This window comes from Pantoea sp. SGAir0215, from assembly GCF_043543215.1.
Window position 1 is genome coordinate 2,739,992 of the sequence record NZ_CP028031.1, and the last position, 26,263, is coordinate 2,766,254.

Genomic DNA, 26,263 nt, shown 5'->3' on the forward strand with positions numbered 1-26,263 from the left:
TGACGATGAAGGCCAGCGCATTACAAGCCGCATCACTGGTAAAAGCGCTTGAACGCTGCAAAACAAAACTCCACGCTTTTATCCGGGGTCGCATCGCCGTTCGCGATGAGGCTGAGGATATTTTGCAGGAAGTGACCTGTCAGCTGATCGGGGTAGAACAACCTGTAGAGAATATCTCGGCGTGGTTGTTTCGGGCGGCGCGTAATGAAATGACCGACCGGGCGCGTAAGAAACGAGAACTGCCGCTTTTTTCTTATGAGCAGGATGAGGAGGAGGAGGCGGTAGACGTCGAACTGGCGGAAACCCTGTTTGGCACGCCGCAAACGCCCGAAGACGATTATCTCAGGGGGCTGCTTTGGGAAGCCCTGGAAGCGGCACTGTCTGAACTGCCGCCAGCGCAGTTTGAGGTGTTCGATAAAACAGAACTGCAGGGCATAAGTTACAAAGCACTGTCTCACGCCACCGGCGTAAGCGTTCAGACTCTGTTGTCGCGCAAGCACAAAGCCGTGCTGTATCTGCGTATGCGCCTGCGTGCCGTTTATGACGATCTGACAGACGACAACTAAAAAAGGCGGCCAGTGGCCGCCAACACGAACACAGCAGTGGCAAATGATGAAGCTGTCAGCCTTTAACGCCACCGGCGGTCAGGCCATTAACCAGCCAGCGTTGCGCCAGCAAAAACACCAGGGTAATCGGAATGGCAGAGAGCACGGCAGCGGCAGCAAAATCCCCCCACAGATAATTTTGCGGATTGAGGTACTGCTGCATCCCGACTGCCAGCGTATAGCTGTTCACGTCGCGCAGCAGTAAAGACGCTACCGGCACTTCCGTCACGGCGGCAATAAAAGCCAGAATAAACACGACGGCTAAAATGGGCACGGACAGCGGCAGCAGCACCAGACGAAATGCCTGCCACGGCGTGGCACCGTCAAGGGCAGCGGCCTCCTCCAGCGATCGGTCAATCGTTTCGAAATAGCCCTTAATCGTCCAGACATGCAGCGCAATACCGCCCAGATAGGCGAAAATCACACCGCCGTGAGTATTCAGGCCGATAAACGGCACGTATTGTCCGATGCGATCAAACAGGGCATAGAGCGCCACCAGGGACAGTACCGCCGGGAACATCTGAAAAATCAGCATGCCTTTCAACAGGCTGGCGCGGCCTTTAAAGCGCATACGGGCAAAGGCATAGGCGCAGGTGGTCGACAGCGCCACAATGCCCAGTGCGCTGATCGCGGCAATTTTCACGGAGTTCCAGAGCCACAACAGCACCGGAAAGGGCGGCGGCGTAACGGAACCGTCGGCGTGCTGGACGCTGAACCCCAGCGCCAGCCGCCAGTGCTCCCAGGAGATCTGATCGGGGATCAGGCTGCCGGTGGCAAAGTTACCGGCGCGCAGCGAGATGGCCACGACCATCAGCAGCGGAAAGACGATTGCCGCGATAAACGTCAGCAGCAGCAGATGCGTCAGAAGCAGACGCAACCGTTGCGATTTGGGTTGCACCATAGCCATAACGTCTCCTTAATCAAATTTCATTCGCACAGCTTTCAGATTCAGCACCGCCAGAGCGCCAACCAACAGGAAAATCAGCGTCGCAATCGCGGCCGCCAGACCAAAATCCTGCCCGCCGCCGCCTTCAAACGCGATGCGCCATGTGTAGTTCACCAGCAGGTCGGTGTAACCGGCCGGTGTGGTCGTGCCGAGTCGGTCAGGTGCGCCATTGGTCAGCAACTGAACCAGTACAAAGTTATTAAAGTTAAAGGCAAAACTGGCAATCATCAGCGGCGTTAACGGCTTCAGCAGCAGCGGCACCGTAATTAAAAAGAAATTTTGCAGCGGGCCCGCACCGTCCATCGCAGAGGCTTCATACAAATCCTCTGGGATCGCTTTCAGCAGTCCCATGCACAGGATCATCATGTAGGGGTAACCCAGCCAGGTATTCACAATGATCAACATCGTGCGGGCCAGCGTGGGATCGCTAAACCATGCCGGTTTGATCCCAAACAGCGTACTGAGCAGCACATTGATTTCGCCGAAGCTCTGATTAAACAGCCCTTTGAAAATCAGGATGGAGATAAACGCGGGCACGGCATATGGCAGAATCAGCAGGACGCGATAAATCGCTTTGCCTTTCAGCGCCTCCCATTGCACCAGACAGGCCAGCACCATGCCGACAGCGACCGTCAACACCACCGTCAGTAAGGAAAAGATCATCGTCCAGCCGAAAATCGCCAGGAAGGGCTTTTGAATCCCCTCATCGGTAAACACCCGCACAAAGTTTTTCCAGCCCGCGCTTACGGTGAAGCCGGGACTTAACTGTTCATTTCCCCATTGCCCCTGCGCAGTGATCGCCTGGTAGAACCCCGTTTCCGGGTTTGCCCGATAGCGAAGGCCGCTTTGCTGATTTTTCAGCGTGTCACGATCCACCACCTGATACAGCGGACGTGTGCCGGAAAACTGACGCAGCGAACTCATCACCAGTTCACGACCATCCGGCATTTCAGCGCGGATCTTCCCCAGGGCCTGGCGATGCGTCGTAATGACACGGAGCGACGCGCGCGTTTCTTCTGGAATCGGCCCACTGACCATCTTCAGGTTTCCGACCGCCGCAAAGGAAAAGGGCGAGGAAATCCAAGACTGATTATCTGCGCTGTTCGTCAGGACCAGCTGCCAGCGATCGTTTATCGCAAACAGCGAAAAATTCAGACCTGCGCCGTCCTGATAGTGTCGGCTGAGTAAGACCTGCTCCGCCCGTTCCTGACTCAGCTGATGGGTGCTGCTGTAGTTGGTGAAAGCAATGCCCACCGTGCAGGCCAGGGGAAACAACACAAACAGTGTCATTCCGGCCAGGCCCGGATAAACATAGCGCCAGGCGTAAGCCCGGCGCTGGCTGTAAATCCCGATCCCCAGTCCGCTGATCACCAGCGTGAGCAGGGCGAACAGGTATTCCCCCTGGGCGTACATCAGCACTAACAGGTAGCCGACCAGCAGGCAGCACATGCCCACCACCAGACCTTTCAACAACGCACGATGCCGTCCCGCTTGCGGTTTTTCTGACATGACCCGATTTCCTCAACGGCAAGAGGCGGACCCGTTTTACCGGCCCGCTTTATAAGGTTTATTTATTCAGACGTGACTGCGCATCCTTCAGCGCGGCATCGACGGTTTGCCGACCGCTGAGGGCGTTAAGCGTGGCGGTGCGCATGGCGTACCAGAAGGCCGCCATCTGCGGAATATTGGGCATAATCTCGCCGTTTTGCGCATTGTTCATGGTAGCGGCGATACGGGTGTCTTTTTCCAGTTTTTGCTGGAAAGACTTCAGCGCCACCGCGCCCAGGGGTTTGTCTTTGTTGACGGTTTCCAGACCCGCATCCGTCAGCAGGTAGTTTTCCAGAAATTCTTTTGCCAGCTCTTTATTGGGGCTGGCCGCATTGATGCCGGCGCTCAGCACGCCAACGAAAGGTTTAGACGGTTTACCGTTTAACGTCGGCAATGCCGCAACGCCGTAGTGAATACCGCTTTTATCAATATTGCTCCAGGCCCAGGGGCCGTTAATCGTCATGGCCGTCTGGCCTTTATTAAAGGCGGCTTCAGCAATGGAATAGTCGGTATCCGCATTCAGGACCTTTGCCTTGACCTGATCGACCAGAAACTGCAAACCGGCTTTCGCCCCGGCACTGTCGACGCCCGTGTTGTTGACATCGTAATGGCCCGCGTTTCCTTGATAGGCATAAGCGCCACCGGAGGCCAGCAGAGGCCAGGTGAAATAGGGTTCCTGCAGATTAAACATGATGGCGCTTTTGCCTTTTGCGCGCAGTTGCTTATCCAGCGCGGCCATCTCTTCCCATGTTTTCGGCGGCGTTGGCAACAGATCTTTGTTATAAATCAGCGACAGTGATTCCACCGAGACCGGATAGCCGATCAATTTGCCATTGTAGCGAACCGCATCCCAGGTGAAGGGGAAGATCGTTTGCTGAAAGGTCGCGTCCGGCGTGACTTCGGCTAATAAACCCGACTGGGCATAGCCGCCAAAGCGATCGTGCGCCCAGAAAATAATATCCGGGCCATCACCCGTTGCGGCAACCTGGGGGAATTTTTCTTCCATCTTATCCGGATGTTCGACGGTGACGTGGATACCGGTTTCCTGCTCAAACTTTTTCCCCACCTCGGCCAGGCCGTTATAGCCTTTGTCACCGTTGATCCAGATGACCAGTTTGCCTTCTTCAATTTTTGCCATGGCTGAGGCCGAGAACAGCACAGCCGCAAGGGCTGACAGAGCCAAAATCTTTGCGCCGGTTTTCATCTTTAACACTCCATCCTGTTAGCGGAAACACATCTGTTGCCTGCGCCACATTGTGGGTGTTCTGTCGGGCTTCTCATCCTCCTGCGGTCTACGCCTGCGCCAGCCGGGCCGTGATCGCCGTAGCAAAATAAGCGCGTTATCACGGTACAGCTCACACAATGGCCCCCACCAGACTGCGTTATCCATCACAAAAAACGGCGCGATGGCACGCAGTCCGTCAAGGTCGCCATGTTCTCCTCCTCCCGGCTCCTCCCCCAGCAAAAGCGCGTTTGCGGAGGATGTGACGGGGTAAGGCTCTGCGCATAGTAAACGCCAGAATTTTCCGCTGCCGTGCAGGCCGCATTCGTGAGTGAGAGGAAAGCACTATGGCAAGCGTCGTATTACGCAATGTCACCAAAGCCTGGGGCGACACGGTGGTGTCGAAGAACATTAACCTGGAGATGGCTGAAGGGGAGTTCGTGGTCTTTGTCGGGCCGTCGGGGTGCGGCAAATCCACACTCTTACGCATGATCGCCGGGCTGGAAACCATCACCAGTGGAGAATTGTTGATCGGCGATCGGCGAATGAATGATGTCCCACCCGCTGAACGCGGGATCGGGATGGTGTTTCAGTCCTATGCGCTTTATCCCCATCTCTCTGTCGCTGAAAACATGTCTTTCGGCCTGAAGCTTGCGGGCGTGAAGAAAGCGGACATTGAACAGCGCGTGACGCAGGTCGCCGAAGTGCTGCAACTGGCACATCTGCTTGACCGCCGCCCCAAAGCGCTCTCCGGCGGGCAACGTCAACGTGTGGCCATTGGCCGCACTCTGGTGGCAGAGCCGCGCGTCTTTTTGCTGGATGAACCGCTCTCTAATCTGGATGCCGCGCTGCGGGTGCAGATGCGCATCGAGATCGCCCGTCTGCATAAGCGCCTCGGACGCACGATGATTTATGTCACCCACGATCAAATCGAAGCGATGACGCTGGCCGATAAGATCGTCGTGCTGGACGCCGGACGCGTCGCACAGGTTGGCCGACCGCTGGAGCTGTATCACTATCCGGCCAACCGCTTTGTCGCAGGGTTTATCGGCTCGCCCAAAATGAACTTTCTGCCCGTCAAGGTCACGGCGACCGCCATTGAGCAGGTGCAGGTGCGCCTGCCCAATAACCAATTTGTATGGCTGCCGGTCGACAGCACCGGTGTGCAGGTCGGCAGCAACATGTCTCTGGGCATCCGTCCCGAACACCTTCTCTCCAGCGAGATCGCCGACGTTACGCTGGAAGGTGAAGTCCAGGTTGTCGAGCAACTGGGACATGAAACGCAGATCCACATCCAAATCCCCGCCATCCGTCAAAACCTGGTGTACCGCCAGGAGGACGTGGTGTTGGTAAAAGAGGGCACCATGATGGGTATTGGCTTGCCGCCCGAGCGTTGTCACCTGTTCCGCGAGGACGGAAGCGCGTGCCGCAGGCTGCATCAGGAACCCGGTGTTGAGCCCGCCAAATACAAAAAGCAATAACCTCAGGAGATCGAAAATGTTAACTCTGCGCAAGCTTTCCCTCGCCGTGGCCGTGGCGACAGGCACGCTGTCTGCGCCGCTTATGGCGGTGGATTTTTCCGGTTATGCGCGCTCCGGCATCGGCTGGACCGGTAGCGGCGGCGAGCAGCAATGCTTTCAGGCAACCGGTGCACAAAGTAAATACCGCCTCGGCAACGAATGCGAAACCTACGCGGAACTGAAGCTGGGTCAGGAAGTGTGGAAAGAGGGCGATAAGAGCTTCTATTTTGACACCAACGTGGCGTACTCGGTTTCTCAGCAAAATGACTGGGAATCCACCTCACCGGCGTTTCGTGAGGCCAATGTCAAAGGCAAGAACCTGATTGATGCGCTGCCGGGTTCTACGATCTGGGCCGGTAAGCGTTTTTATCAACGCCACGATGTACACATGATCGACTTCTACTACTGGGATATTTCGGGGCCGGGGGCGGGCCTGGAAGATGTCGATCTGGGATTTGGAAAGCTTTCTTTTGCGGCAACCCGTTCCTCAGAAGCGGGCGGTTCGTATACCTTCTCCAGCGATCGAATCCGCAATTACGCCACCAGCACAGCTGACGATGTCTTTGACGTGCGGCTGGCCGGACTGGAAACCAACCCCAATGGCGTGCTTGAACTGGGCGTGGACTATGGTCGTGCCAATGCCCGTGACGGTTATCGCCTGGACGAGGGCGCCTCAAAAGATGGCTGGCTGTTCACCGCAGAACATACCCAGAGCATGCTGAAGGGCTACAACAAGTTTGTGCTCCAGTACGCCACGGACGCGCTGACGTCACAGGGCAAAGGGTTAGCGCAGGGCAGCAATATCAATAACAACGGCCGGCTGTACCGGATCCTGGATCACGGCGCGATCTCGCTGGCAGAGCGCTGGGACATGATGTACGTCGCGATGTACCAGAACACCGACCTCGATAACAACCGGGGCAACGAGTGGTACACCGTGGGCGTGCGGCCAATGTACAAATGGACACCGATCATGAGCACCCTGCTGGAAGTCGGCTATGACAACGTGAAGTCTCAGGAGGTCGGCGAGCGCAATGGCCAGTACAAAATCACGCTTGCCCAGCAATGGCAGGCAGGTGACAGCATCTGGTCGCGCCCGGCGCTGCGTCTGTTTGCGACCTATGCCAAATGGGACGAGAAGTGGGGCTACAGCAAAGATGCGGCGGGCGATCTCACTACGCTGGCCGCACGTGACAGCAGTGGCAACGGCCTGTTCACCAACAGTCGTGGCAACAATGACGAGTGGACCTTTGGCGCCCAGATGGAAATCTGGTGGTAAGGCGATCCCCGGTTAACGTTCTCTAACCGCATTCTTTTTTTCTGGTAGCGGCTGCTATTGCCTGGCGGTGCCGCTGCCGGTTATGCGAGGTTCACAATGAAAATGCATAAAGTCGGATTAGCGCTGAGCCTGAGCGCAATGCTGCTGGCAGGGCACAGCGCTACAGTCCGCGCCGAAATCAATCTGATGCCGCAGGATGTCTCTGCCGCACCACACTTTTCACAAACCAGTCTGCAAAGCCTGACCTGGCAGCCGCTGGATACTTCACGCGCTCAGGTGACAGTGCTTGATGGCAGCCATTCACGATGGAATGTCCCGGGGATGACGGGCCCGGTCGCGGCTTACAGCCTGCCTGCGACGCTGGGAGAACTGACCATTACCCTGAGCAGCGAGGTGCAGAATAACCAGGTATTTGCCCCCAATGTGCTTGTCCTGGATGAACATCTCCGTCCGGCCGCCTGGTTTCCGAGCCGCTGGTTTACCTATCAGCAACCCGGCGTAATGGCCGCTGACCGGCTTGAAGGCGTAATGAAACTGACGCCCGTGCCGGGGCAGCAGAAAATCTATCTGTTAGTGTTCACCACAGAAAAGGATCTGACACAAACCACTACGCTGTTGGATCCGGCAAAAGCCTATGCCAGGGGAACCGGCCACGCGGTGCCGGATATTCCCGATCCCGTTGCCCGCCATAGCCTCTCGGGCAGGCTAAAAATCAACGTCAGCACCAGTTCCGCCTCCTCGATACTGGTCGGGCCGCTGTTTGGCGCTTCCCGTTCAACGCCCGTGACGGTCGGACAAACACAACCTGCCGTGCAGGCCGCGCAACCCACTGCTGCGCCTGACACAAAATCGCAGCCCCTTGTCACCGATACCGAAAGCTATTTTAACCAGAGCATCAGGCAGGCAGTGGCCCAGGGCAATATTGATAAAGCGCTTAAACTGCTCGACGAAGCAGAGCGGCTCGGTTCACCTTCCGCACGAAAAACATTTATCAGCAGTGTTAAAGGCAAGGAGTAATCACTCCACAGTGCTGATTTGCTCCACCTGGTGCGCTGAGGCGCACCTTTTTTTGTCAGTCAGAGAAGTAAATACGAATGTCGGCCGGAAAATTGAACGACTATTCGAAATGATGACATGTTAAGCCATGCTGAAATACTCTCGATGGGTTGTCTTTTTCTGAGGCGGGCCTGCAACTTTCACAATAACTTTGAAGACTTTGAGGATTATTTATCGTTTCACGCGCGGGTGTGGTTCCAAAGTGATTAGCCGTCTGAAAGTAAATATGCTGCCTTCCGTGTGTCACAGAGCATTTCGGGCAACTTTTATATTCAACGTTGTTTTTGACTTTGGGAAGCCCCCTGTTTAAAGCAAGACCGCAACACGCACAGCAACCGATCATCGCACCCTCTCAATATATTAATAAATCTGATTAATATCTTTGCCAGTGTGCAAGTTTCGGTCCAAAGGTAAATTGAACCCGGCCACAGAAATGACATATGAAGCGTAGCCAACACCCAAATTCATTTAACAGTCCATATCGGCATTGTATTTTGGTTGATATGGACCGCATTATTTTCTTATCCGCGCTTCTGCGTCATGGTCGCCAGCAGCCCGTTAATCCGCGCATCGGCAAACATCGCCTCCAGCGGCAGGCTGAGCTTACGTCGCCAGTTCGGATAGGTCTCCACCGTGCCGGGTACATTGACCGGAGAAGCCATATCCAGCCAGTCTTCGGGCTGCAAGCCCAGCAGGGCGCTGTTGCAGTCAGCCAGATAGTAATGAAGCGCGGTATTCAACACCAGACTCATGCGCGGGCTGTTGGCCTGCACCAGTGCGCCGTTCTTCAGATAACCCTGGCGCTGCAGGCTCTGCAACAGCGCCGCGCGGGCTGTCCTGCGCTGGCGATGGAGCCCGGCCAGCACCGCGTTGTCAGGATAGAGTCCCAACTGGCTGCCGAGCGTCAGATCGTCGTGTTGCCACCAGCCGCGCAGCGTTGGCATATCATGGGTGGTGGCTACCGCCATGGCCTGCGCAGGCCATGCGGCAGGCGGACGAAAGGCGCGTTCAGCGGTTCGTTCAAAGTAGAGCACTTTGTAGGAGTAAACGCCGGCATCACGCAGTTTCGCCACGATGGTATCCGGTACTGTACCCAGATCTTCTCCGATCACCATGCAGCGGTGACGCTGGCTTTCCAGCGCCAGAATGGCCAGCAAATCGTCGACAGGATAGGTCACATAGGCACCTTCCGCTGCCGTTTCACCCGCCGGAATCCACCACAGACGCAGTAACGCCATCACATGGTCAATACGTAGTGCGCCACAGTCACGCATATTCGCACGCAGCAGGGTTATCCAGGGTTCGTATGCCCGGTCATACAATTCCCCGGGATGCAGCGGCGGTAATCCCCAGTTCTGGCCAAGCGGTCCGAGAATATCCGGCGGCGCGCCCACGCTGGCCGCCAGGCAATACAAGGCACGCTGGCTCCAGGTTTCAGCCCCATTAGCGGCCACGCCGACGGCGAGATCCCGATAAAGCCCCAGCGTCATCTGTAGCCGCTGGCTGTCCTGCCAGCAGGCCGCAAACTGTCGGGCGGCAAGCCATTGTAACCACTGATAAAAACGGATCTCATCGCCGTGTTCGATGCGAAAGGCGTGCACGGCGGCGCTGTCCGGCTGTTGATACGCAGCGGGCCAGGTATCCCAGCCGTGACAGGTTGGATCCTGACCCACAAACCAGGCCTGTAAGGCATCGAAAATGCCCTGATGCAGCAGGCTTTCACCACCCTGAAGGACAAACGCCTCGAATACGACAACCTCACTGTCCTCGTTATCACGCTGCAAAAACTGCGCCCATGCAAACCGCAGTGCGGTGAGCTTGAGCGACGCGACAGCGGGATAATCCACCCATTGTGCCGCGCGGGCGCGCTGGAGAACGTCCTGCGTTTCTGCCGCGAGCCACCAGGCCTGTGCGGCGGCGCTCAGCGTAAAATCAGCCACATCGGGCACGCTAATATACAACACATTCAGCCAGCGCCGGGAAGAGGGACTGTAAGGACTGGCCTGATCGGGCAGCGCGGGGAACAGCGCATGTAACGGATTCAGACCGATAAAGGCGCCGCCTCGCTGACCGGTCTCGTTCACCAGTTGCCGCAGATCGGCAAAATCGCCCATGCCCCAGTTGCCCGCTGAGCGCAACGAATAGAGCTGCACACAGGTTCCCCAGCGCCTGCGCCCCTTAAGCAACGCCTCCGGCGCATAGCAACGTGACGGCGTCACAATTATCTGGCAGATAACCCGTTGCATGCCTTGCGTCAGGCGCAATTGATGGTAGCCATCAGGCAGTTCCGGTAAGCACAACGGTTTATCCGGCTCACATTGCCCCGACCAGTGCTGCCCGTATTCGCTTGTTAACTGCCAGCGCATGGGACCGGTCAGCACAGGCGTTAACACTATCGGTTTACCCTGCGGGATAACCCATACGGGGGGCAATGGTGTGGATGGGGCCGACTCGCGCGCCATCGCCGTCAGCAAACGCTGACGCGTGAGGGCAGAAACCGTCTGCACCGTTCCATGCGCATCCACATATTCCGTTGCTATGCGGCCCGTCTCCTGAAGAGGGTGAAAAGGCGTCATTGTAATTATCCTTTACGCTGCCAGATGCGCTGCTGGTAATGGCGAATCGCACGGTCCGCGCTGAACATTCCGCAGCGCGCGGTATTCAGGATGGCTGCGCGCGTCCACGCCTGCTTATCGGCCCATAAGGCTTCGGCACGTTGCTGAGCATTCAGATAGTGACGGAAGTCAGCCAGCACCCGCCAGGGATCGCCGTTCTCAGGACCGAGACTGTTTAACAGCAGGTCAAACGCGTGCGTATCGCCCGCGCTAAAGGTGCCGTTTTCCAGCGCTTGTAAGGCCTGGTCGAGTTGGACGTCGTTGGTGCGCCACAGAACAGGATCGTAATGCCCGGCCTTCAGCGCCTGCACCTGCTCCACGGTGTGGCCAAAGATAAAGATATTGTCTTCACCGACCTGTTCGGCAATTTCGACGTTGGCACCATCGAGCGTACCTATCGTAAGCGCGCCGTTCAGGGCCAGCTTCATATTGCCGGTGCCGGACGCTTCTTTGCCCGCCGTTGATATCTGCTCTGACAGGTCCGCGGCAGGGATCAGTCGTTCAGCAACAGAAACGTTATAGTCCGGAATAAACACCACTTTCAGGCGATCGGCCACGCGCGGGTCGTGATTTATGACCTCAGCAACCTGATTAATGGCGTAAATGATGTTTTTGGCCAGCGCATAACCGGGTGCCGCTTTGGCCCCGAAGATCACCACGCGCGGACACAGGTTCGCCTGTGGATCGCGACACAGCATCTGCCAGAGGGCAATGATATGCAACAGCGTCAGATGCTGCCGTTTGTATTCATGCAGTCGCTTGATTTGCACATCGAACATCGCCGCGGGATTAACGACAATGTCGGTCCGCTCAGCAATCCACGCGGCCAAATCCTGCTTGTTTTGCTGCTTGATCTGCTGATAGTCGGCACAAAAACCGGCGTCATCCACCCAGTTTTCCAGAGAGGCGAGCGCGTCCAGATCGTTGATCCACGGCCGCTTCAGCGTGTGGCTTATCAGGCGGGCAAGGCGGGGATTACACTGGTTGATCCAGCGGCGTGGCGTAATGCCGTTAGTGACGTTATGAAACTTATCAGGCCATAGTGCGACGTATTCCGGGAACAGCTCCTCTTTGACGAGTCGGGAGTGCAGCGCGGCGACGCCGTTTACGGCAAAGCAACTCATTACACACAGGTTAGCCATGCGGAGTTGCTTATGATGTACGATAGCCAGTCGGGCCCAGACCGCGTCATCGCCCGGCCAGCGTGCATCCACTTCTGCCTTTAGCTGGGCATTGAGGCGGTGGATGATCAGCATATGGCGCGGCAGCAGGGCGCGGACGATGCCGGTATCCCAGCACTCCAGCGCTTCAGGCAACAAAGTATGGTTGGTATAGGCAAATGTGCGCTGGGTGAGGGTCCAGGCGCTGTCCCAGCTGAATTGGTACTCATCGATCAGCAGCCGCATCAGTTCGGGGATCGCCAGCGTGGGATGCGTGTCGTTTAGCTGAATCACTTCGTAATCGGCCAGGCTGTCGAGCGAACGGCCCGCCTGCAGGTGGCGGCGAAGGATATCAGCCAGCGAACAGGCGCACTGAAAATACTGCTGCATCAGGCGGAGTTTTTTGCCGGCCTGATGATGGTCGTTAGGGTAAAGGACTTTCGTCAGCTTCGCCGCATCCATGCCCTGTTTTTCAGCCCGCATAAACGCCCCGTTGTTGAAGGTTTGCAGGTCAAATGGCTGCGCATGTGTGGCCTGCCACAGCCGCAACGGCTGCGTCACCCCGTTTTCAAAGCCCACAACCGGCAGATCCCAGGCTTCGCCCTTGAGGTAAAACGCGGGCTGCCAGCGGATTGTGCCGTTTTCGTTGCTGACTCTGCCGCCTAAGCCCACCTGGACATCCCGCCGGGCATTGTACGTAAACCAGGGATAACGCTCGCGCTGCCAGTCGTCGGGTTGTTCATCCTGCGCGCCGTCGACAAAACGCTGACGAAACAGACCGTACTGGTAATTCAGGCCATAGCCGGTAGCGGGCTGACCGACAGTGGCCATCGCGTCCAGAAAGCAGGCTGCCAGACGCCCTAAGCCGCCATTACCCAGCGCCGGATCGCGCTCGTTTTCCAGTACGTCACTGAGTGACACATCCCATTGCGATAAGGCGGCAGCGACAGCGTTATACCAGCCCAGGTTGAGGAGGTTATTGCCGGTCAGTCGTCCGGTCAGAAACTCCATCGACAGATAATTGACATGGCGTTGATCGCCGGAAGCGGGCCGGGCAGGGAGCGCGCGCAGCATTTCAGCCAGCGCACCACTCAGTGCGTGCCACCACTGATGCGGCGTCATCTCGTGTGCCTCTTGCAGGCCAAACTGTTGCCACTGGCGCGCCAGCGCAGCGTTAAAAAGCGATTGATCAAAGGGATGCTGTGTCATAGCCGAAAATCCTGTTTTAAGGAGAAAAGGGAATAACCCACAGTGTGCTTTTGCGTTCCGGCGCGCGCCTCCTCCCGGCAGAATTTCGCGCAGGCGGAGCCGCAGGGTGGAGAGCCTGAGGGAAGTCCGAAAGTTTTACTTAAGTGTGATTAGATTCGCTTTTGTGAAGATTCACTTAAGCGTCTGCTTGCTTTATCCGAAGGGATAGCTGAACGTGTGAAGAATAATTACGAAGCGTAAAAAAATGATGCGCCGAAGCAAATGGAGAAGCGTGCGTCTATGTTAATTCCCTCAAAACTCAGCCGTCCTGTCCGGCATGAAACCACGGTGAAACGCGAGCGACTGATACGAAAATTATCCGCCGCCGGTAACTATCGCCTGGTGCTGGTGACCAGCCCCGCTGGCTACGGTAAAACCACCTTGATCTCCCACTGGGCAGCCGATAAAGCCGAGCTGGGCTGGTATTCCCTGGATGAAAGCGACAACCAGACGGAGCGCTTTGCGGATTATCTGGTAGCGGCCCTGCAGCAGGCCACGCAGGGATGCTGCCGTCGTAGTGAAGTGCTGGCGCAGAAGCGGCAGTACGTCAACCTTAACGCACTCTTTACCCAACTCTTTAACGATTTGCAGGAATGGCATAAGCCGCTGTGGCTGATCATTGATGATTACCATCACATCATCAATCCGGCGATTCATGATGCCATGCGCTTCTTTCTACGCCATCAACCTGAAAACGTCACCCTGATCGTGCTCTCGCGTAATCTGCCGCAGTTAGGCATTGCCAATCTGCGCGTGCGCGAACAGCTGCTGGAACTCAGCAGCCAGCAACTGGCCTTTACCCATCAGGAAGCGCAGGCGTTTTTTGCTGCCCGGCTGCCCGCACCGCTGGCGTCCGACGAAACCGGGCGCCTGTGCGATGACGTCGCAGGCTGGGCAACGGCTCTGCAGCTGATCGCCCTGTCGGCCCGGCAGGGCGCAGGCGCGGCGCAGCATTCGGCCCGACGTCTGTCGGGTATTAATGCCAGTCACTTAAACGACTATCTGGTCGAGGAAGTGCTGGATAACGTGACGTTGCCCACCCGCCATTTCCTGTTAAAAAGCGCGCTGCTACGTTCGCTAAATGCGGCGCTGATCGCCGAAGTCACCGGTGAGGAGAACGGCCAACGCTGGCTGGAGGAGATTGAGCGCCAGGGGCTGTTTCTGCAACGCATGGATGATTCCGGTCAGTGGTTCAGCTATCACCCGTTATTTGGCAGCTTCCTGCAACAGCGCTGCCAGTGGGAGCTGGCTGCAGAGCTTCCCGCCCTGCATCGTGCGGCGGCAACCAGCTGGATGGCGCAGGGCTTTCCGGGTGAAGCCATTCATCATGCGCGCGCCTCAGGCGATGCTGAGATGCTGCGGGACGTGCTCATTGAGCACGCATGGTCTCTGTTTAACCAGAGCGAGCTGCCGTTACTGGAATCGTCGTTGAAAGCACTGCCCTGGAGTATGCTGCTGGCGCATCCCAACCTGGTGTTATTGCAGGCCTGGCTGATGCAGAGCCAGCACCGCTTCACAGAGGTGAACAGCCTGTTGGCCCGGTTTGAGCAGGAGAGCCGTTGCGAAATCGATGCGGTCCTGCGCGGCGAGTTTAACGCACTGCTGGCGCAGGTGGCGATCAATGACGGTAATGCGGATGAGGCCGAGCGTCTGGCGATGCTGGCGCTGGACGCACTGCCTGAAAGCCGCCACTACAGCCGGATTGTCGCGACCTCGGTGCACGGCGAAATTCTGCATTGTAAAGGCGAACTCAGTAACTCGCTGGCGCTGATGCGCCAGACGGAGCATATGGCTCGCCGGGAAGATGCCTGGCACTATGTGCTGTGGAGCCTGATTCAGCAAAGCGAGATTCTGTTTGCCCAGGGCTTTCTGCAAACCGCGTATGAAACCCAGGAGCGGGCCTTCGCGCTGGTAAAGGCACAGCATTTGTCTCACTTCCCGTTGCATGAGTTTCTGCTGCGCATCCGCGCCCAACTGTTATGGGCCTGGGGACGGCTGGATGAGGCGGAGCAGGCCGCGCGCGACGGCATGAAAGTCTTACAGGGTTTTCAGCCGCAGCAGCAGATCCAGTGCCTGGGCTTACTGGTGCAGAGCGCCATCGCCCGTGGCAACCTTGATAACGCGCGCACCTTATTAAATCGCCTGGAGAACCTGCTGAACAACGGCCGCTGGCATCATGACTGGCTGGCCAATGCAGATAAAGTGCGGGTGCTGTACTGGCAAATGACCGGCGATTTGCAAAGCGCGCGTGACTGGCTGCGTCAGACGCCAAAACCGGCCAGTGCCAGTAACCATTTTTTACAGGGACAGTGGCGTAACGTGGCGCGGGCGCAGATTCTGCTGGGGCAGTACACTGAGGCCGAGGTGATTCTGGACGAGCTGAATGACAACGCCCGGGCGTTGCAGCTAATGAGCGATCTCAACCGCAATTTGCTGTTGCTGAATCAGATCTACTGGGAAACGGATCAGCGCGCAAAGGCACAGCAGGCTTTACTCAGTGCGTTCAATCTGGCACGCAGCACCGGCTTTATCAGCCATTTCGTTGTGCAGGGTGAAACCATGGCGCAGCAGCTCCGTCAGCTGTTACAGCTGAATACACTTGATGAGCTGGATCACCATCGGGCGCGGCGCATCCTGAACGAGATCAACAAATATCACCGCCACAAGTTTGCGCATTTTGATGAAGGCTTTGTCAGCCGGTTGCTGAACCATCCGGACGTACCGGAGCTGATCCGCACCAGCCCACTGACGCAACGTGAATGGCAGGTGCTGGGATTAATCTATTCCGGCTACAGCAACGAGCAGATCGCGGCCGAGCTGGATGTGGCCGCCACCACCATCAAAACCCATATCCGCAACCTGTATCAAAAACTGGGCATCACCCATCGGGCGGAAGCGATGACGCAGGCGCAGTCGATGCTGAAAATGATGGGGTACGTGTAAGAAAAGCAACAGGCAGCCGGGTGCTGCCTGGACGTTTTACGCTTTTTTGTTTCGCGTGTCAGGCATCAGTAAGGTCACAAAGCCAAGCAGCGGTAAAAAGCCACAGGCGTTGTATACCGTGGTAATACCGTACCAGTCCGCAAATTTCCCCAGTGCGGCCGCGGCGATACCGCCAATCCCAAACATCGTGCCAAACATGATCCCGGCCACCATGCCCGTGCGACCCGGCAGCACCTCCTGGGCATAGACGACCAGCGCGGCAAACGCCGATGAAAACACCAGGCCAATGCAAACGGTTAACACCGCGGTCCAGAACAGGTTGGCGTGCGGCATCAGGAGCGAGAAGGGAATGACGCCCAGGAAAGAGATCCAGACCACCGCCTTACGTCCGATACGATCGCCCACCGGGCCGCCAACCAGCGTCCCAATCGCCACCGCGGCCAGAAAGGTAAACAGGTAAATCTGGGCTTCCGGCACCGGTAACTGGAAGCGCTCGACCAGATAAAAAATGTAGTAGTTGCTGATCGAGGCAATATAGGTGAATTTAGCCAGTAACAGCACGCCCACAACGGACAGCGCCAGCTTCACATCGCGCGACGACAGGGCGCGTAGTGACCGCTGGTTGTGCTTTTTCATGTGGGCATGACCGTGCTTCACCGTCCAGCGGCTGATACCTGACAGAATGATGACCGCAAACAGCGCGATCAGCATCAGCCAGCCCACCGCCAACTGTCCGTGCGGGATGATCAGCATCGCGGCGACCAGCGGCGCAAAAGCGGTACCGACATAGCCGCCGACCTGGAAGGTTGATTGTGCCGTCCCAAATTGCCCGCCCGAAGCCATCCGTGCCACACGCGACGCTTCCGGATGAAACGTGGCTGAACCTACGCCGATAAGCGCCGATGCCATCAACACCACTGAGAAATGCGGCGCGATGGCCAGCAGCCCGATGCCGATGAGCGTCGCAACCATACCGGACGGCAGCAGCCAGGGTTTGGGATGTTTGTCGGTATACAGGCCAATCCACGGCTGCAGCAGCGAGGCGGTCATCTGATAAATCAGCGTGATCAACCCAATCTGGGCGTAGCTGAGCGCGAAGTTGGTTTTCAGCAGCGGATAAATGGACGGCAGCATGGCCTGGATAAAGTCATTACAGCAGTGGGAAAAGGCCACTGCGCCCAGTATCGACATCACAATTTTCTGACTGTCATCAACGTTGGCGGCCAGTCCGGGCTGACTGGTTTTCACTTCACTTGAGTATTGAGACATGCGCATTTCCGTGTGGGAGGACTTTACGTTTATTGACGTATATTACGCCACGCAGCGAATGCGGTGCTGACAAAAGTGCTATTTTGGGCTGAATAGTAAAATATTTGTTAATGATTTGCGTCAGAGGGCTTTGATCAGACACACAGAAGCGGGCTTATCGACATAAGCGCCGTAAGGGGCGGTTTCCTGAAAATGGCAACGATGATAAAACGCCACTGCGCGGGTATTCACCCGGCGCGTTGAGCACCGCAGCGCGCGATAGCCGCGCGCGCGGGCAATCTGCTCAAGCGCAGCCAGCACGGCCGCGCCCGTACCGGGGAGATCGCGGGTGGAAAACATGCGCTTCAGCTCGGCTGTCTCAGGGGAGACATGCACCAGCGCCCCACAGCCAATTGCCTTGCCCTGGCTGTCACGGGCCAGCACCCAGGTCGCCGCCTCAGGCGCGCTGAAGTGCTGTGTCCCCGCATCGCCAGTAAGGGCAGACAGTTCCGCTGACAGCCGGGCCGTTAAGACCTGTAACGCCGGAGTTGCAGCCTCGACAACCGCCACGGTTATCACGGCTGTTGCCCCCAGCGGCTGCGCAGGTAATTCACTGCTGGCTGCGTTTGTGGCTGATTCAGGTAGTCTTCCCGGAACAAAATCGTGCCGCTGACCTGCGGCAGGGAAGCGTTAAGGTCAAGCTGCCGTTTCAGTTCCGGCACGCCGCCCTGAATCGTCCATTCCGGCTCGTTTTTGGCGGGCACCCCGACTTTGTATAAGGCGATACCGATATACAGACGCGTTTTAGTCGGCTTAACAACGTTAGCCCACCAGTTCGCCAGCACATCGTAACGGGCGGCACTGCGTGAGAAGGGCCAGTAAATCTGGGGCGCAATATAATCCAGTAAGCCGTCCTGTACCCAGCGGCGTGTATCCGCATAGGACTCATCGTAGGCCGCCGCGCCGCGCGTATCCGAGCCGGCAGCATCGTGCGAACGGTTACGCCAGACGCCCGCCGGGCTGACGCCAAACTCCACCTGCGGCTTGAGCTGCTTGATCGTGTGAGAAACCTGCTCGATCAACAACTGTGTATTATGCCTGCGCCAGTCTGCCTTCGAGGCAAAGCCCTGACCGTATCGAATAAACGTCTGACTGTCGTTCAGGGGCGAGCCGGGCGACTCGGCGTAGAAGTAATCATCAAACTGCACGCCATCGATATCGTAATGTTTTACAACTTCAGCCACGATGCTGGTTATCCAGTCACGCACATCCGGAATGCCGGGATCGAGCACGTAACGATCCCCCGACGTGCGAATCCAGTCACGATGCAGAACAAAGACGCTGGCAGGCTGCTGTGACAGGGTGCGGTTCAGCTCGGCGACCGTTGAGGGTTTGGTATTCACGGAAACGCGGTAGGGATTAAACCAGGCATGCACGCGCATACCGCGCTTATGGGCTTCATCCAGCATAAACTGCAGCGGATCAAAGCCCGGGTTCTGACCTGTTTCGCCTGTCATCATGTCTGACCAGGGCAGGATCTTCGATGCCCACAGCGCGGTGCCATCCGGTTTGACCTGAAAGAACACCGTATTGATTCCCAGGCTTTTCAGCTTGTCGAGTTTATCGGTCAGCGCACGCTTTTGCTGACTGACGCGCAGCGCCTCATCGCGGATATTCACCGAGGCGATCGGTGGCCAGTCGAGACGGGAAACCGTCGTCAGCCAGACGCCGCGTACAGGCACATTCTCCCGCACCGGTTGGCTGGTTACCGGCGGTTTACTGACGGTCGGAAAGGGCGTGACCAGCGATTTTGGCGGTTCCGACGAACAGCTGGCTAATAACAAAGCCGAGGCGGCGAACAGGCCGGCTCGGCGTCCCGTACGGGCGCGATAAACGTCGCGAAAAGTGGCGATGGTAAACTCCGTGTCGCGTAGTCCTTAACTGGAACAGTATTCTGATCCTATTTGGCGTAAAGTCAATTAACCCGGCCTGTCTATACTTATCACCTGATGACAGGGGGCAGACGATGCACACTTTTAAAGGAAATAAACAGGGGCTACCGGTGCGCTACTGCAGGCAGTGCCATAAACCCATGACCTGGCGTAAAAAGTGGGCAAAATGCTGGGATCAGGTACAGTACTGCTCTGAACGTTGCAGGCGACAGCGTCGAAATACCGCTGACGGAGAATAACATTTTCTCGCTTCGCCTGGCTTTGCCGCCTCGGTGAAACATTTAGCAAAAGTTAACCTGAATTTTACACGACTGTTCTCACGCGCCGTTGCGATTACTGTACCAGGCTTAATAAAAACAAAAACAGTCAGTCTGGAGCAGCAATGAAAGAGCAAAACAGGACGGAAGGTGTGAAACCCTATGATGGCGCAGCGGGCGGCTGGGGTGCCCTGAAAGCGGTAGCAGGGGCGATTCGTGGTCAGATGGCCGTGAAACAGGACGTGATTGCCTTATTTAAAGTTAACCAGCCTGAAGGCTTTGACTGTCCCGGCTGTGCCTGGCCCGATCCCAAACACACGTCCTCCTTTGAGTTCTGTGAAAACGGCGCGAAAGCGGTGTCATGGGAAGCCACCAGTAAACGCACAACACCTGAGTTTTTCGCGGCCCATCCGGTCAGCGAATTGTGGCAGCGCAGCGCCTACGAGCTTGAAGGCGAAGGCAGGCTGACGCATCCAATGAAATACGATCCGGTAACGGATACCTATCAGCCCATCGAGTGGCAAACCGCCTTCAATGAAATTGGTGAGCGGCTGCGCAGTTATCACAATCCCGACAGCGTGGAATTTTATACCTCGGGACGTGCTTCCAACGAGGCCGCCTTTCTGTGGCAGCTGTTTGCCCGCGAATTTGGCACCAATAACTTTCCCGACTGTTCCAATATGTGCCACGAGCCAACCAGCGTCGGCTTACCTGAATCGATTGGCATCGGCAAAGGCACGGTAGAGCTGGATGATTTTGACCATTGCGATCTGGTGATCTGTATCGGTCATAACCCCGGTACAAACCATCCGCGCATGCTGGCCACGTTGCAGGAGGTGTCGAAACGCGGTGCGAAAATCGTCGCGATCAATCCGTTGCGCGAACGGGGACTTGAGCGTTTTACCGCCCCGCAAAATCCGGTACAGATGGTGACGCTGAGTTCAACGGAACTGGCGTCAACCTATTACAAAATCCGGGTTGGCGGTGATGCGGCCATGCTTAAAGGCGTGATGAAGTGCCTGATGGCGATGGATGAAGAGGCCAAAACCCGCGGCAATCCTGGCGTGTTTGACGCCGCGTTTATCGCTGAACATACGCAGGGCCTGGATGCCTTAAAAGCCGACCTTGAGGCGACGGACTGGGCGCATATTCTTAACGTTTCGGGTATGTCACGCGAACAGATTGAGCATATCGCGCAGCTTTACGCTAATGCTGAACGCACGATCATTTGCTATGGCATGGGAATTACTCAGCATCAGTATGGCACGCAGAACGTGCAACAAATTGCGAATCTGCTGCTGTTACGCGGCAATATGGGCAAGAAGGGCGCGGGCATTTGTCCGTTACGCGGTCACTCGAATGTGCAGGGCGATCGTACCGTTGGCATCACCGAAGTTCCCTCCGAAAGCCTGCTGAAGCGTATCGAAGCGGTCTTTGGTTTCACGCCACCGACAAAACACGGACACAGTGCCGTTAAGGCCGTTCAGGCCATTCGCGATGGTGAGATAAACGCACTGCTGTGCCTGGGCGGTAATCTGGCCGAAGCCATGTCGGATCCACAGCAAACCTTTGCTGCGATGCGCAAGCTGGATATGGTGGTGCACATGGCCACCAAACTGAACCGCTCGCATTTGTTGCTGGCAAAACACAGCTATCTGTTCCCGGTGCTTGGCCGCACCGAGATTGACCAGCAACAGTCTGGTGCACAGAGCGTGACGGTTGAAGATTCCATGTCGATGGTACACGCCTCACGCGGCACGCTCGATCCGGCGTCGCCTCATCTGAAATCCGAACCCGCGCTCATCGCGGGCCTGGCCAAAGCTACGTTGCCGGACACGGTCGTGGACTGGGACACGTTGACAGGCGACTACAGCCTGATTCGTGACGCCATCGAAGCGGTGATTCCGGGTTTTGACAACTTCAACGAACGTATTCAGCAGCCGGGCGGGTTCCGTTTACCGAATGGCGCGTCTGAACGTGTCTGGCATACGCCATCGGGCAAAGCACAATTCCTGGTGATGGAGGGCATCAATGAAGATCCGCGCTCGTTGAAATGTCATGATCTCGTTCTGACGACACTGCGCAGTCACGATCAGTACAACACCACGCTCTACGGGCTGGATGACCGCTATCGCGGCGTTTCAGGCCGCCGCGACATTCTGTTTATCAGTGAAAACGAGGCGGAGAAAAAGGGGGTTCGCATGGGCGATCAGGTTAACATCATTGCGCTGGACCCGGACGGCAATCCTACTCATCGCCGTCTCGATAATCTGACTATCGCAGTGCATGATATGGCCGAAGGATCGGTAGCGGCCTATTATCCTGAAGCTAACGTGTTAATTCCCTTAGACAGTTACGACACAAAAAGCGGTATTCCCTCCTATAAAAGCACACCGGTGAGGATGGAGCTGGCCCGCGCCGACGTGCCGGTTGAGGCGTCCGCAACGCGCCGTTAAACGTCCGTCCAGCTAAACCAATCCTGAACGAAGCGCCATCTGAGTGGAAATCCGCCCTCAGATGGCTATACAATCGCCGCGAATTTTACGCAAGAGGCAACCTACATTGGACACAAGTCCCGAACGATTACACCAGGCTTCTGCAGTAAGATAGTTTTGGCTGTCTTAACTGCACGTTAAGACGGCGGCTGTATCAACATCCTTCCCTGACGTGATGCGCTTTGCATCAACGCCCGCTGTAATCCATTTTATTCATCTTTGTTTTTCCGTACTGCGCCTGCCGCGCGGCGGAGAGAGGTTTATCATGGACTGGAAAATCTTTTTACTGCGCGTATCGGCCGCGCTGATTCTGGGTGCGCTCATCGGCAGCGAACGTCAGCTGCGTCAACGCATGACCGGCTTACGTACTAACGCGCTGGTCAGCACCGGCGCCTGTTTGTTCGTTCTGATGACGCAGTGTGTTCCCGGCATTGCCACCGACGCCACTCGCGTTGCCGCCTATGTGGTTTCCGGTATCGGCTTCCTGGGTGGCGGTGTGATTATGCGCGACGGATTAAACGTTCGCGGCCTGAATACCGCCGCCACCTTGTGGTGTACCGCGGCCGTCGGCGTCCTGTGCAGCATGGGGTTGTTACTCGAAGCCGCGATAGGTTGCATGGTGATTCTCTGTGCCAACATTCTGTTGCGTGAACTGGCGCTGGGCATTAATCGCCAGTCCATCGTGTCGGCCGACGAGGCAGTACAACATTACAAAGTGCAGATCGTTTGTCTGGCGCAGGATGAAGTTCAGGTGCGCAGTTTGATGCTGCATAGCCTGGGCAACAGCGGCCTGCGCCTGCAATCGCTCCACAGTGAAGATTTGGATCCGCCACATCGCATGGAAGTGAATGCCGAAGTGATGGGCCAACCCAGCATGACCGGACAGCTGGAAAGTCTGGTAAGCCGCATTAGCCTGGAGAAAGGGGTCAGTTCGGTGCGCTGGCAGGTATGCGGTCTGGATGCGAGCGAAAACGGATAGCACAAAAAACAGGCGCCGCTACGTGAATTCTGATAAAAGAGCAGGGGAGTTATGCGTCAGATTTCGCGTAGCGTTGTTATTTATTCGCGAAAATCCGTTTCCAGGTGCGCTTTTTTACGCTATATAAAGAGAGCCTGCCGTTTGAGTGTAAGGTTAAGTAAAGCAGAGCGTAGATATTTCTATAAGCGATTGAATGGGTTATAAAAGCCCTTAGCGTTGCTCACCTTGTTATCTTTACTGTGCGGATTATTCGATGAAGCGTAAAACCTCATTCTTTTTTCTTTCCGGCCTTATGCTCCTGCTTTCTGGTTGCAGTCATCATCATTCAGATGAACCCAAGGACACCGCCGCCGCTGACGCATCGCAAAACCCGGATTTGATTCCTATCGTCGCGGCGTTGCATGACCAAATGCACACCTGGCATGATACGCCGTACCAATGGGGCGGCACACAGCTGTCTGGCGTGGATTGCTCGGGCTACGTCTGGCGAACCTTGCACGATCGTTTCAATCTGCCAATGGACCGCGTCACCACAGCCGATCTGCTGCATATGGGCGTTCGTGTCACACCGGAACATCTGCAACCAGGCGATCTGGTGTTTTTCCGCATTGGTGGCGGCATGCACGTAGGCTTCTACGATACGGATAATCAGTTTATTCACGCGTCGGCCAGCAAGGGCGTGATTCGCTCATCACTGAACAACCCATACTGGAAATCGGTTTATTACCAGGCGCGTCGTCTGACGCGAGAATACGGGGCACAGGTGACACTGAACAGAGCCAGCTAAACGTGAATTATGCCAGGCAACGCTACGTGAAATCTGCCAATCCAGCACAGGGATAAGCGCCAGTTTTTTACGTAGCGTTGTTGTGATTTGTGGGTACAGAAGCGGACAAAAAGAAGCGGTGAGGCAGGAAAGGCGTAAACGGGCTGACTGAGTGCGTAACCGGACATCTTATTTAACATAATATACATTATGCGTACTTTTATACATCAGGCTCCGATATGGGGTGTTCTGCGTCTTTTCCGGTTTTGCACCATTTTCTCTGCTTTTTCGCTTTGTCTTCGCTTCGCCTGTTTATGTGCTCTCATATCTCGTCTTCAGGCCACATCAAAATCTGATGCCGTGCGCGTTGCCAGTTTAAGCAGATAACCGAGTCACCACTGCAACTCATGTCTATCACCCGAAACGCGCATCAGCCGTTCTTGATGACAACTCACCTGACGTTGAGAAAACATCTTACAGGCAGTGAATACCGAAAAGCGGCGACGTGATGTTTTGCCTGGTTTCATCGCTGAGGCTGATCAGCCACGAACTGACGCGGCTACGTAAAAATTAGCGTACTGAGGTACCGAAATCCCCACAACATTCACCCATATCGATTAATACGAAACGCTGTCTGATATCGGTACCCACAGATCTATGATGCCTGATGAAGGATATTAAAAGCCAACCCAGGGCCTGGCCCCGAATTTAGCAGTTTGCCAGGTGCTCACGTTGACTATTAACATCTCCATTGGCCTTCCAGGCAATGAATATTTAAGGATGTTTGAAAATTTGCGTCACATAAAACTGCGCGGATAATTGCGAGACGGGTTGCGGCAAAAGCGGATCAAAAAACAGACCATCGTGGTAAGCAATCCAGTGACGTGTCCCGGTTTTAACGTTATTCCAGCGACCATGAAAAATACCACAATCCGTCGGTACGCTGGCCCCGTTGTGTCTTTTATACGATACGTTTTCTAATCCCTTATAACGCAGAAATCTTTCCATTTGCGCGAGATTGACACATTTATCCTTGTCACAGAAGTCATTTTCCATAGCAATTGACAACATCTCATCATAACTTTTTTGATGTAATCGGGCCATAACCGCGATACCACATCCTTCGTCGTCTGATGGCTGTTTAATATGCAAATACGTCATTTTAGGTTCTCCTTAACGCAATAGCTGATGTGAATTAACTAATATCGGCTTCTAAAGACGTTTCTTGAAAAAAATAACGATGTCGCGGTGTAATCACAACGCGCGTTATCAAAATATGGCGTGCCTCGAAAAAAGACCGCCCTTTTCTTTTTTATTCTGCGTTTAATGAGCATAGAGAGTGATGGTCAGTCTCAATTAACGTTACCGGACAAGGCAAGTGCCTGTTTATGGCCGATGCACGCTGTCCTCAAATATCGCCAGGTTTTCCTTCGCTTCCGCGTACTGATAAGACGTCAGTTCAATCTGATTTCCGTCAGGATCGCAAAAATAAACGGACATCGACACCTGATGATCGCTGACTGTATAAGGTATGGATTGCGCGACCAGGATGCGTAATAACTGACAGAAACACGTGGCATCCAGGCTAAATGCCACGGTGTTACCCGGCGGCTGATGGGTTCTTAAAAACAGCGATATTACGGCAGCATTATTTTTCAGCACCAGTGGACCGCCCTGCGTAAACCAAAACAGCAACGATTCATCGCGTGAAAAACCCAGCACCCGTTTATACCAGTGTTCTGCTTTCTTCAGGTCATGCACATAAATATGGACGTGGTCGATCTTGAGTAAGTTCACTTTCACCGCTTTGGTCAGGCGTAAAGAGAACCAGCATTAAACAGATTATGCCGTGATGCAAAAGCACGCGCACATAATAGCCTGCTATTTAACATAAATCCGACGGGGCGATTTAATCAGAGTCGGTCAGAATGCATTCATTCAGGTATATTGCAGAGGCAACAGGCTCATAATATTGGCGGGATAAACCGTTTCGGTTGTTTCACTGAGTGCTTTGACGGTCCACCAGCGCGAACTGGCAATGACTGATTTCTCATTTTCACTCCAGCCCAGTGTGTTAATTTCGTTCCCTGCGGCAGTAACAATAAAGAACCGCTCATGTGCCTGCACGATCTCGCCCGAAGGCAGCGTCATGGCAAAGCATCGCTCACCGACAGACGGACCCACATCGGCACGGTGAATGCCGGTTTCTTCATACAGTTCCCTGACCGCCGCCTGCTCAAAAGATTCGCCCTGCTCTAAGCCGCCGCCGGGCGTTGCCCAGTATGCGCTGCCGGCCAGCGCATCCTGCGAATGCACAAAACGAAACAGCAACACCTCATGGGAAGCATTCAGGATCAGTAACCGGGCCGAGCGACGCGTGCGCATATTCTCTTCCTTTTATTGGTGGCGTGCTCACGGATAAAG

The 26,263-nt window shown here is 55.7% G+C and carries 20 protein-coding genes; 9 read left to right on the plus strand and 11 right to left on the minus strand.

Annotated elements, in window-relative coordinates; translation table 11 throughout:
- Positions 1 to 5: 5 nt before the first annotated feature.
- Positions 6 to 566, plus strand: coding sequence for an RNA polymerase sigma factor (locus C1N64_RS12855; RefSeq protein WP_058708182.1), 561 nt, complete (start codon positions 6 to 8; stop codon positions 564 to 566).
- A 55-nt stretch (positions 567 to 621) separates the two neighbouring features.
- Here the strand turns inward: C1N64_RS12855 and malG are convergent, their stop codons facing one another.
- Genes malG through malE form a run of 3 tightly spaced genes read right to left on the minus strand, consistent with a single transcriptional unit; the run spans position 622 to position 4,303 of the window.
- Positions 622 to 1,512: a maltose ABC transporter permease MalG gene (malG, locus tag C1N64_RS12860; RefSeq protein ID WP_033741654.1), complete on the minus strand. Its 891-nt coding sequence runs from the start codon at positions 1,510 to 1,512 to the stop codon at positions 622 to 624.
- Positions 1,513 to 1,521: 9 nt separating this feature from the next.
- Complete coding sequence (malF, locus tag C1N64_RS12865; protein ID WP_375124047.1) at positions 1,522 to 3,060, minus strand: maltose ABC transporter permease MalF; 1,539 nt, start codon at positions 3,058 to 3,060, stop codon at positions 1,522 to 1,524.
- 58 nt (positions 3,061 to 3,118) lie between these two features.
- On the minus strand, positions 3,119 to 4,303 hold the full coding sequence (gene malE / locus C1N64_RS12870; RefSeq protein WP_375124048.1) for a maltose/maltodextrin ABC transporter substrate-binding protein MalE: 1,185 nt from the start codon (positions 4,301 to 4,303) through the stop codon (positions 3,119 to 3,121).
- A gap of 365 nt (positions 4,304 to 4,668) precedes the next feature.
- Between malE and malK the strand changes: the two genes are divergently transcribed.
- The 3 genes from malK (at position 4,669) to malM (ending at position 8,137) form a co-directional block, all read left to right on the plus strand.
- A complete protein-coding gene (gene malK, locus C1N64_RS12875) occupies positions 4,669 to 5,802 on the plus strand; it encodes a maltose/maltodextrin ABC transporter ATP-binding protein MalK (protein ID WP_394514855.1) in 1,134 nt (377 codons plus the stop codon).
- A gap of 16 nt (positions 5,803 to 5,818) precedes the next feature.
- The gene (locus C1N64_RS12880) at positions 5,819 to 7,120 is read left to right on the plus strand and encodes a maltoporin (protein WP_039340341.1); all 1,302 of its coding nucleotides are present in this window, start codon (positions 5,819 to 5,821) and stop codon (positions 7,118 to 7,120) included.
- Positions 7,121 to 7,216: 96 nt separating this feature from the next.
- Positions 7,217 to 8,137 carry a maltose operon protein MalM gene (malM, locus tag C1N64_RS12885; RefSeq protein WP_039340339.1) on the plus strand — a complete coding sequence of 307 codons (921 nt, stop codon included), beginning with the start codon at positions 7,217 to 7,219 and terminating at the stop codon, positions 8,135 to 8,137.
- Positions 8,138 to 8,697: 560 nt separating this feature from the next.
- Here malM and malQ read toward each other — a convergent pair.
- Both malQ and malP read right to left on the minus strand, forming a co-directional pair.
- Positions 8,698 to 10,752, minus strand: coding sequence for a 4-alpha-glucanotransferase (malQ, locus tag C1N64_RS12890; RefSeq protein ID WP_394514856.1), 2,055 nt, complete (start codon positions 10,750 to 10,752; stop codon positions 8,698 to 8,700).
- Positions 10,753 to 10,757: 5 nt separating this feature from the next.
- Complete coding sequence (gene malP / locus C1N64_RS12895) at positions 10,758 to 13,160, minus strand: maltodextrin phosphorylase (protein WP_185199433.1); 2,403 nt, start codon at positions 13,158 to 13,160, stop codon at positions 10,758 to 10,760.
- 279 nt (positions 13,161 to 13,439) lie between these two features.
- Between malP and malT the strand changes: the two genes are divergently transcribed.
- Positions 13,440 to 16,142, plus strand: a complete 2,703-nt coding sequence (gene malT / locus C1N64_RS12900) for an HTH-type transcriptional regulator MalT (RefSeq protein WP_394514857.1) — start codon at positions 13,440 to 13,442, stop codon at positions 16,140 to 16,142.
- Positions 16,143 to 16,178: 36 nt separating this feature from the next.
- Here the strand turns inward: malT and C1N64_RS12905 are convergent, their stop codons facing one another.
- The 3 genes from C1N64_RS12905 to C1N64_RS12915 form a co-directional block, all read right to left on the minus strand.
- Positions 16,179 to 17,411, minus strand: coding sequence for an MFS transporter (locus tag C1N64_RS12905; protein ID WP_058701896.1), 1,233 nt, complete (start codon positions 17,409 to 17,411; stop codon positions 16,179 to 16,181).
- 120 nt (positions 17,412 to 17,531) lie between these two features.
- Complete coding sequence (locus tag C1N64_RS12910; protein ID WP_133745236.1) at positions 17,532 to 17,969, minus strand: GNAT family N-acetyltransferase; 438 nt, start codon at positions 17,967 to 17,969, stop codon at positions 17,532 to 17,534.
- Positions 17,966 to 19,303 carry a glycoside hydrolase family 10 protein gene (locus C1N64_RS12915; RefSeq protein WP_110267494.1) on the minus strand — a complete coding sequence of 446 codons (1,338 nt, stop codon included), beginning with the start codon at positions 19,301 to 19,303 and terminating at the stop codon, positions 17,966 to 17,968. Before C1N64_RS12915 ends, C1N64_RS12910 begins: the two co-directional genes overlap by 4 nt.
- 113 nt (positions 19,304 to 19,416) lie before the next feature.
- On the opposite strand from C1N64_RS12915, the gene C1N64_RS12920 reads away from it, so the two are divergent.
- The 4 genes from C1N64_RS12920 (at position 19,417) to C1N64_RS12935 (ending at position 23,860) form a co-directional block, all read left to right on the plus strand.
- Complete coding sequence (locus tag C1N64_RS12920) at positions 19,417 to 19,581, plus strand: DUF2256 domain-containing protein (RefSeq protein WP_172912509.1); 165 nt, start codon at positions 19,417 to 19,419, stop codon at positions 19,579 to 19,581.
- A 143-nt stretch (positions 19,582 to 19,724) separates the two neighbouring features.
- Positions 19,725 to 22,055 carry an FdhF/YdeP family oxidoreductase gene (locus C1N64_RS12925; RefSeq protein ID WP_033741674.1) on the plus strand — a complete coding sequence of 777 codons (2,331 nt, stop codon included), beginning with the start codon at positions 19,725 to 19,727 and terminating at the stop codon, positions 22,053 to 22,055.
- Between the two features lie 304 nt (positions 22,056 to 22,359).
- Positions 22,360 to 23,073 (plus strand): MgtC/SapB family protein, encoded by a 714-nt coding sequence (locus C1N64_RS12930; RefSeq protein ID WP_033741675.1) that lies wholly within the window; start codon positions 22,360 to 22,362, stop codon positions 23,071 to 23,073.
- 253 nt (positions 23,074 to 23,326) lie between these two features.
- Positions 23,327 to 23,860 carry a C40 family peptidase gene (locus C1N64_RS12935; RefSeq protein WP_033741678.1) on the plus strand — a complete coding sequence of 178 codons (534 nt, stop codon included), beginning with the start codon at positions 23,327 to 23,329 and terminating at the stop codon, positions 23,858 to 23,860.
- 753 nt (positions 23,861 to 24,613) lie between these two features.
- On the opposite strand, the gene C1N64_RS12940 is transcribed toward C1N64_RS12935, so the two are convergent.
- The 3 genes from C1N64_RS12940 to C1N64_RS12950 all read right to left on the minus strand — a co-directional run bounded on the left by C1N64_RS12940 (position 24,614) and on the right by C1N64_RS12950 (position 26,224).
- The gene (locus tag C1N64_RS12940; protein ID WP_394514858.1) at positions 24,614 to 25,000 is read right to left on the minus strand and encodes a hypothetical protein; all 387 of its coding nucleotides are present in this window, start codon (positions 24,998 to 25,000) and stop codon (positions 24,614 to 24,616) included.
- Between the two features lie 225 nt (positions 25,001 to 25,225).
- Positions 25,226 to 25,636 (minus strand): VOC family protein, encoded by a 411-nt coding sequence (locus C1N64_RS12945; protein WP_058701893.1) that lies wholly within the window; start codon positions 25,634 to 25,636, stop codon positions 25,226 to 25,228.
- 141 nt (positions 25,637 to 25,777) lie between these two features.
- Entirely contained in the window at positions 25,778 to 26,224 is a 447-nt protein-coding gene (locus tag C1N64_RS12950) for an NUDIX hydrolase (RefSeq protein WP_394514859.1), read from the minus strand.
- Positions 26,225 to 26,263: the final 39 nt, after the last annotated feature.

Coding starts and splice junctions, on each gene's coding strand:
- C1N64_RS12925 (WP_033741674.1), top strand. CDS start 19,725: ATGAAAGAGCAAAACAGGACGGAAGGTGTGAAACCCTATGATGGCGCA.
- C1N64_RS12920 (WP_172912509.1), top strand. CDS start 19,417: ATGCACACTTTTAAAGGAAATAAACAGGGGCTACCGGTGCGCTACTGC.
- malP (WP_185199433.1), bottom strand. CDS start 13,160: ATGACACAGCATCCCTTTGATCAATCGCTTTTTAACGCTGCGCTGGCG.
- malQ (WP_394514856.1), bottom strand. CDS start 10,752: ATGACGCCTTTTCACCCTCTTCAGGAGACGGGCCGCATAGCAACGGAA.
- C1N64_RS12880 (WP_039340341.1), top strand. CDS start 5,819: ATGTTAACTCTGCGCAAGCTTTCCCTCGCCGTGGCCGTGGCGACAGGC.
- malT (WP_394514857.1), top strand. CDS start 13,440: ATGTTAATTCCCTCAAAACTCAGCCGTCCTGTCCGGCATGAAACCACG.
- C1N64_RS12940 (WP_394514858.1), bottom strand. CDS start 25,000: ATGACGTATTTGCATATTAAACAGCCATCAGACGACGAAGGATGTGGT.
- malG (WP_033741654.1), bottom strand. CDS start 1,512: ATGGCTATGGTGCAACCCAAATCGCAACGGTTGCGTCTGCTTCTGACG.
- C1N64_RS12905 (WP_058701896.1), bottom strand. CDS start 17,411: ATGTCTCAATACTCAAGTGAAGTGAAAACCAGTCAGCCCGGACTGGCC.
- malK (WP_394514855.1), top strand. CDS start 4,669: ATGGCAAGCGTCGTATTACGCAATGTCACCAAAGCCTGGGGCGACACG.
- malE (WP_375124048.1), bottom strand. CDS start 4,303: ATGAAAACCGGCGCAAAGATTTTGGCTCTGTCAGCCCTTGCGGCTGTG.
- malF (WP_375124047.1), bottom strand. CDS start 3,060: ATGTCAGAAAAACCGCAAGCGGGACGGCATCGTGCGTTGTTGAAAGGT.
- malM (WP_039340339.1), top strand. CDS start 7,217: ATGAAAATGCATAAAGTCGGATTAGCGCTGAGCCTGAGCGCAATGCTG.
- C1N64_RS12930 (WP_033741675.1), top strand. CDS start 22,360: ATGGACTGGAAAATCTTTTTACTGCGCGTATCGGCCGCGCTGATTCTG.
- C1N64_RS12950 (WP_394514859.1), bottom strand. CDS start 26,224: ATGCGCACGCGTCGCTCGGCCCGGTTACTGATCCTGAATGCTTCCCAT.
- C1N64_RS12935 (WP_033741678.1), top strand. CDS start 23,327: ATGAAGCGTAAAACCTCATTCTTTTTTCTTTCCGGCCTTATGCTCCTG.
- C1N64_RS12855 (WP_058708182.1), top strand. CDS start 6: ATGAAGGCCAGCGCATTACAAGCCGCATCACTGGTAAAAGCGCTTGAA.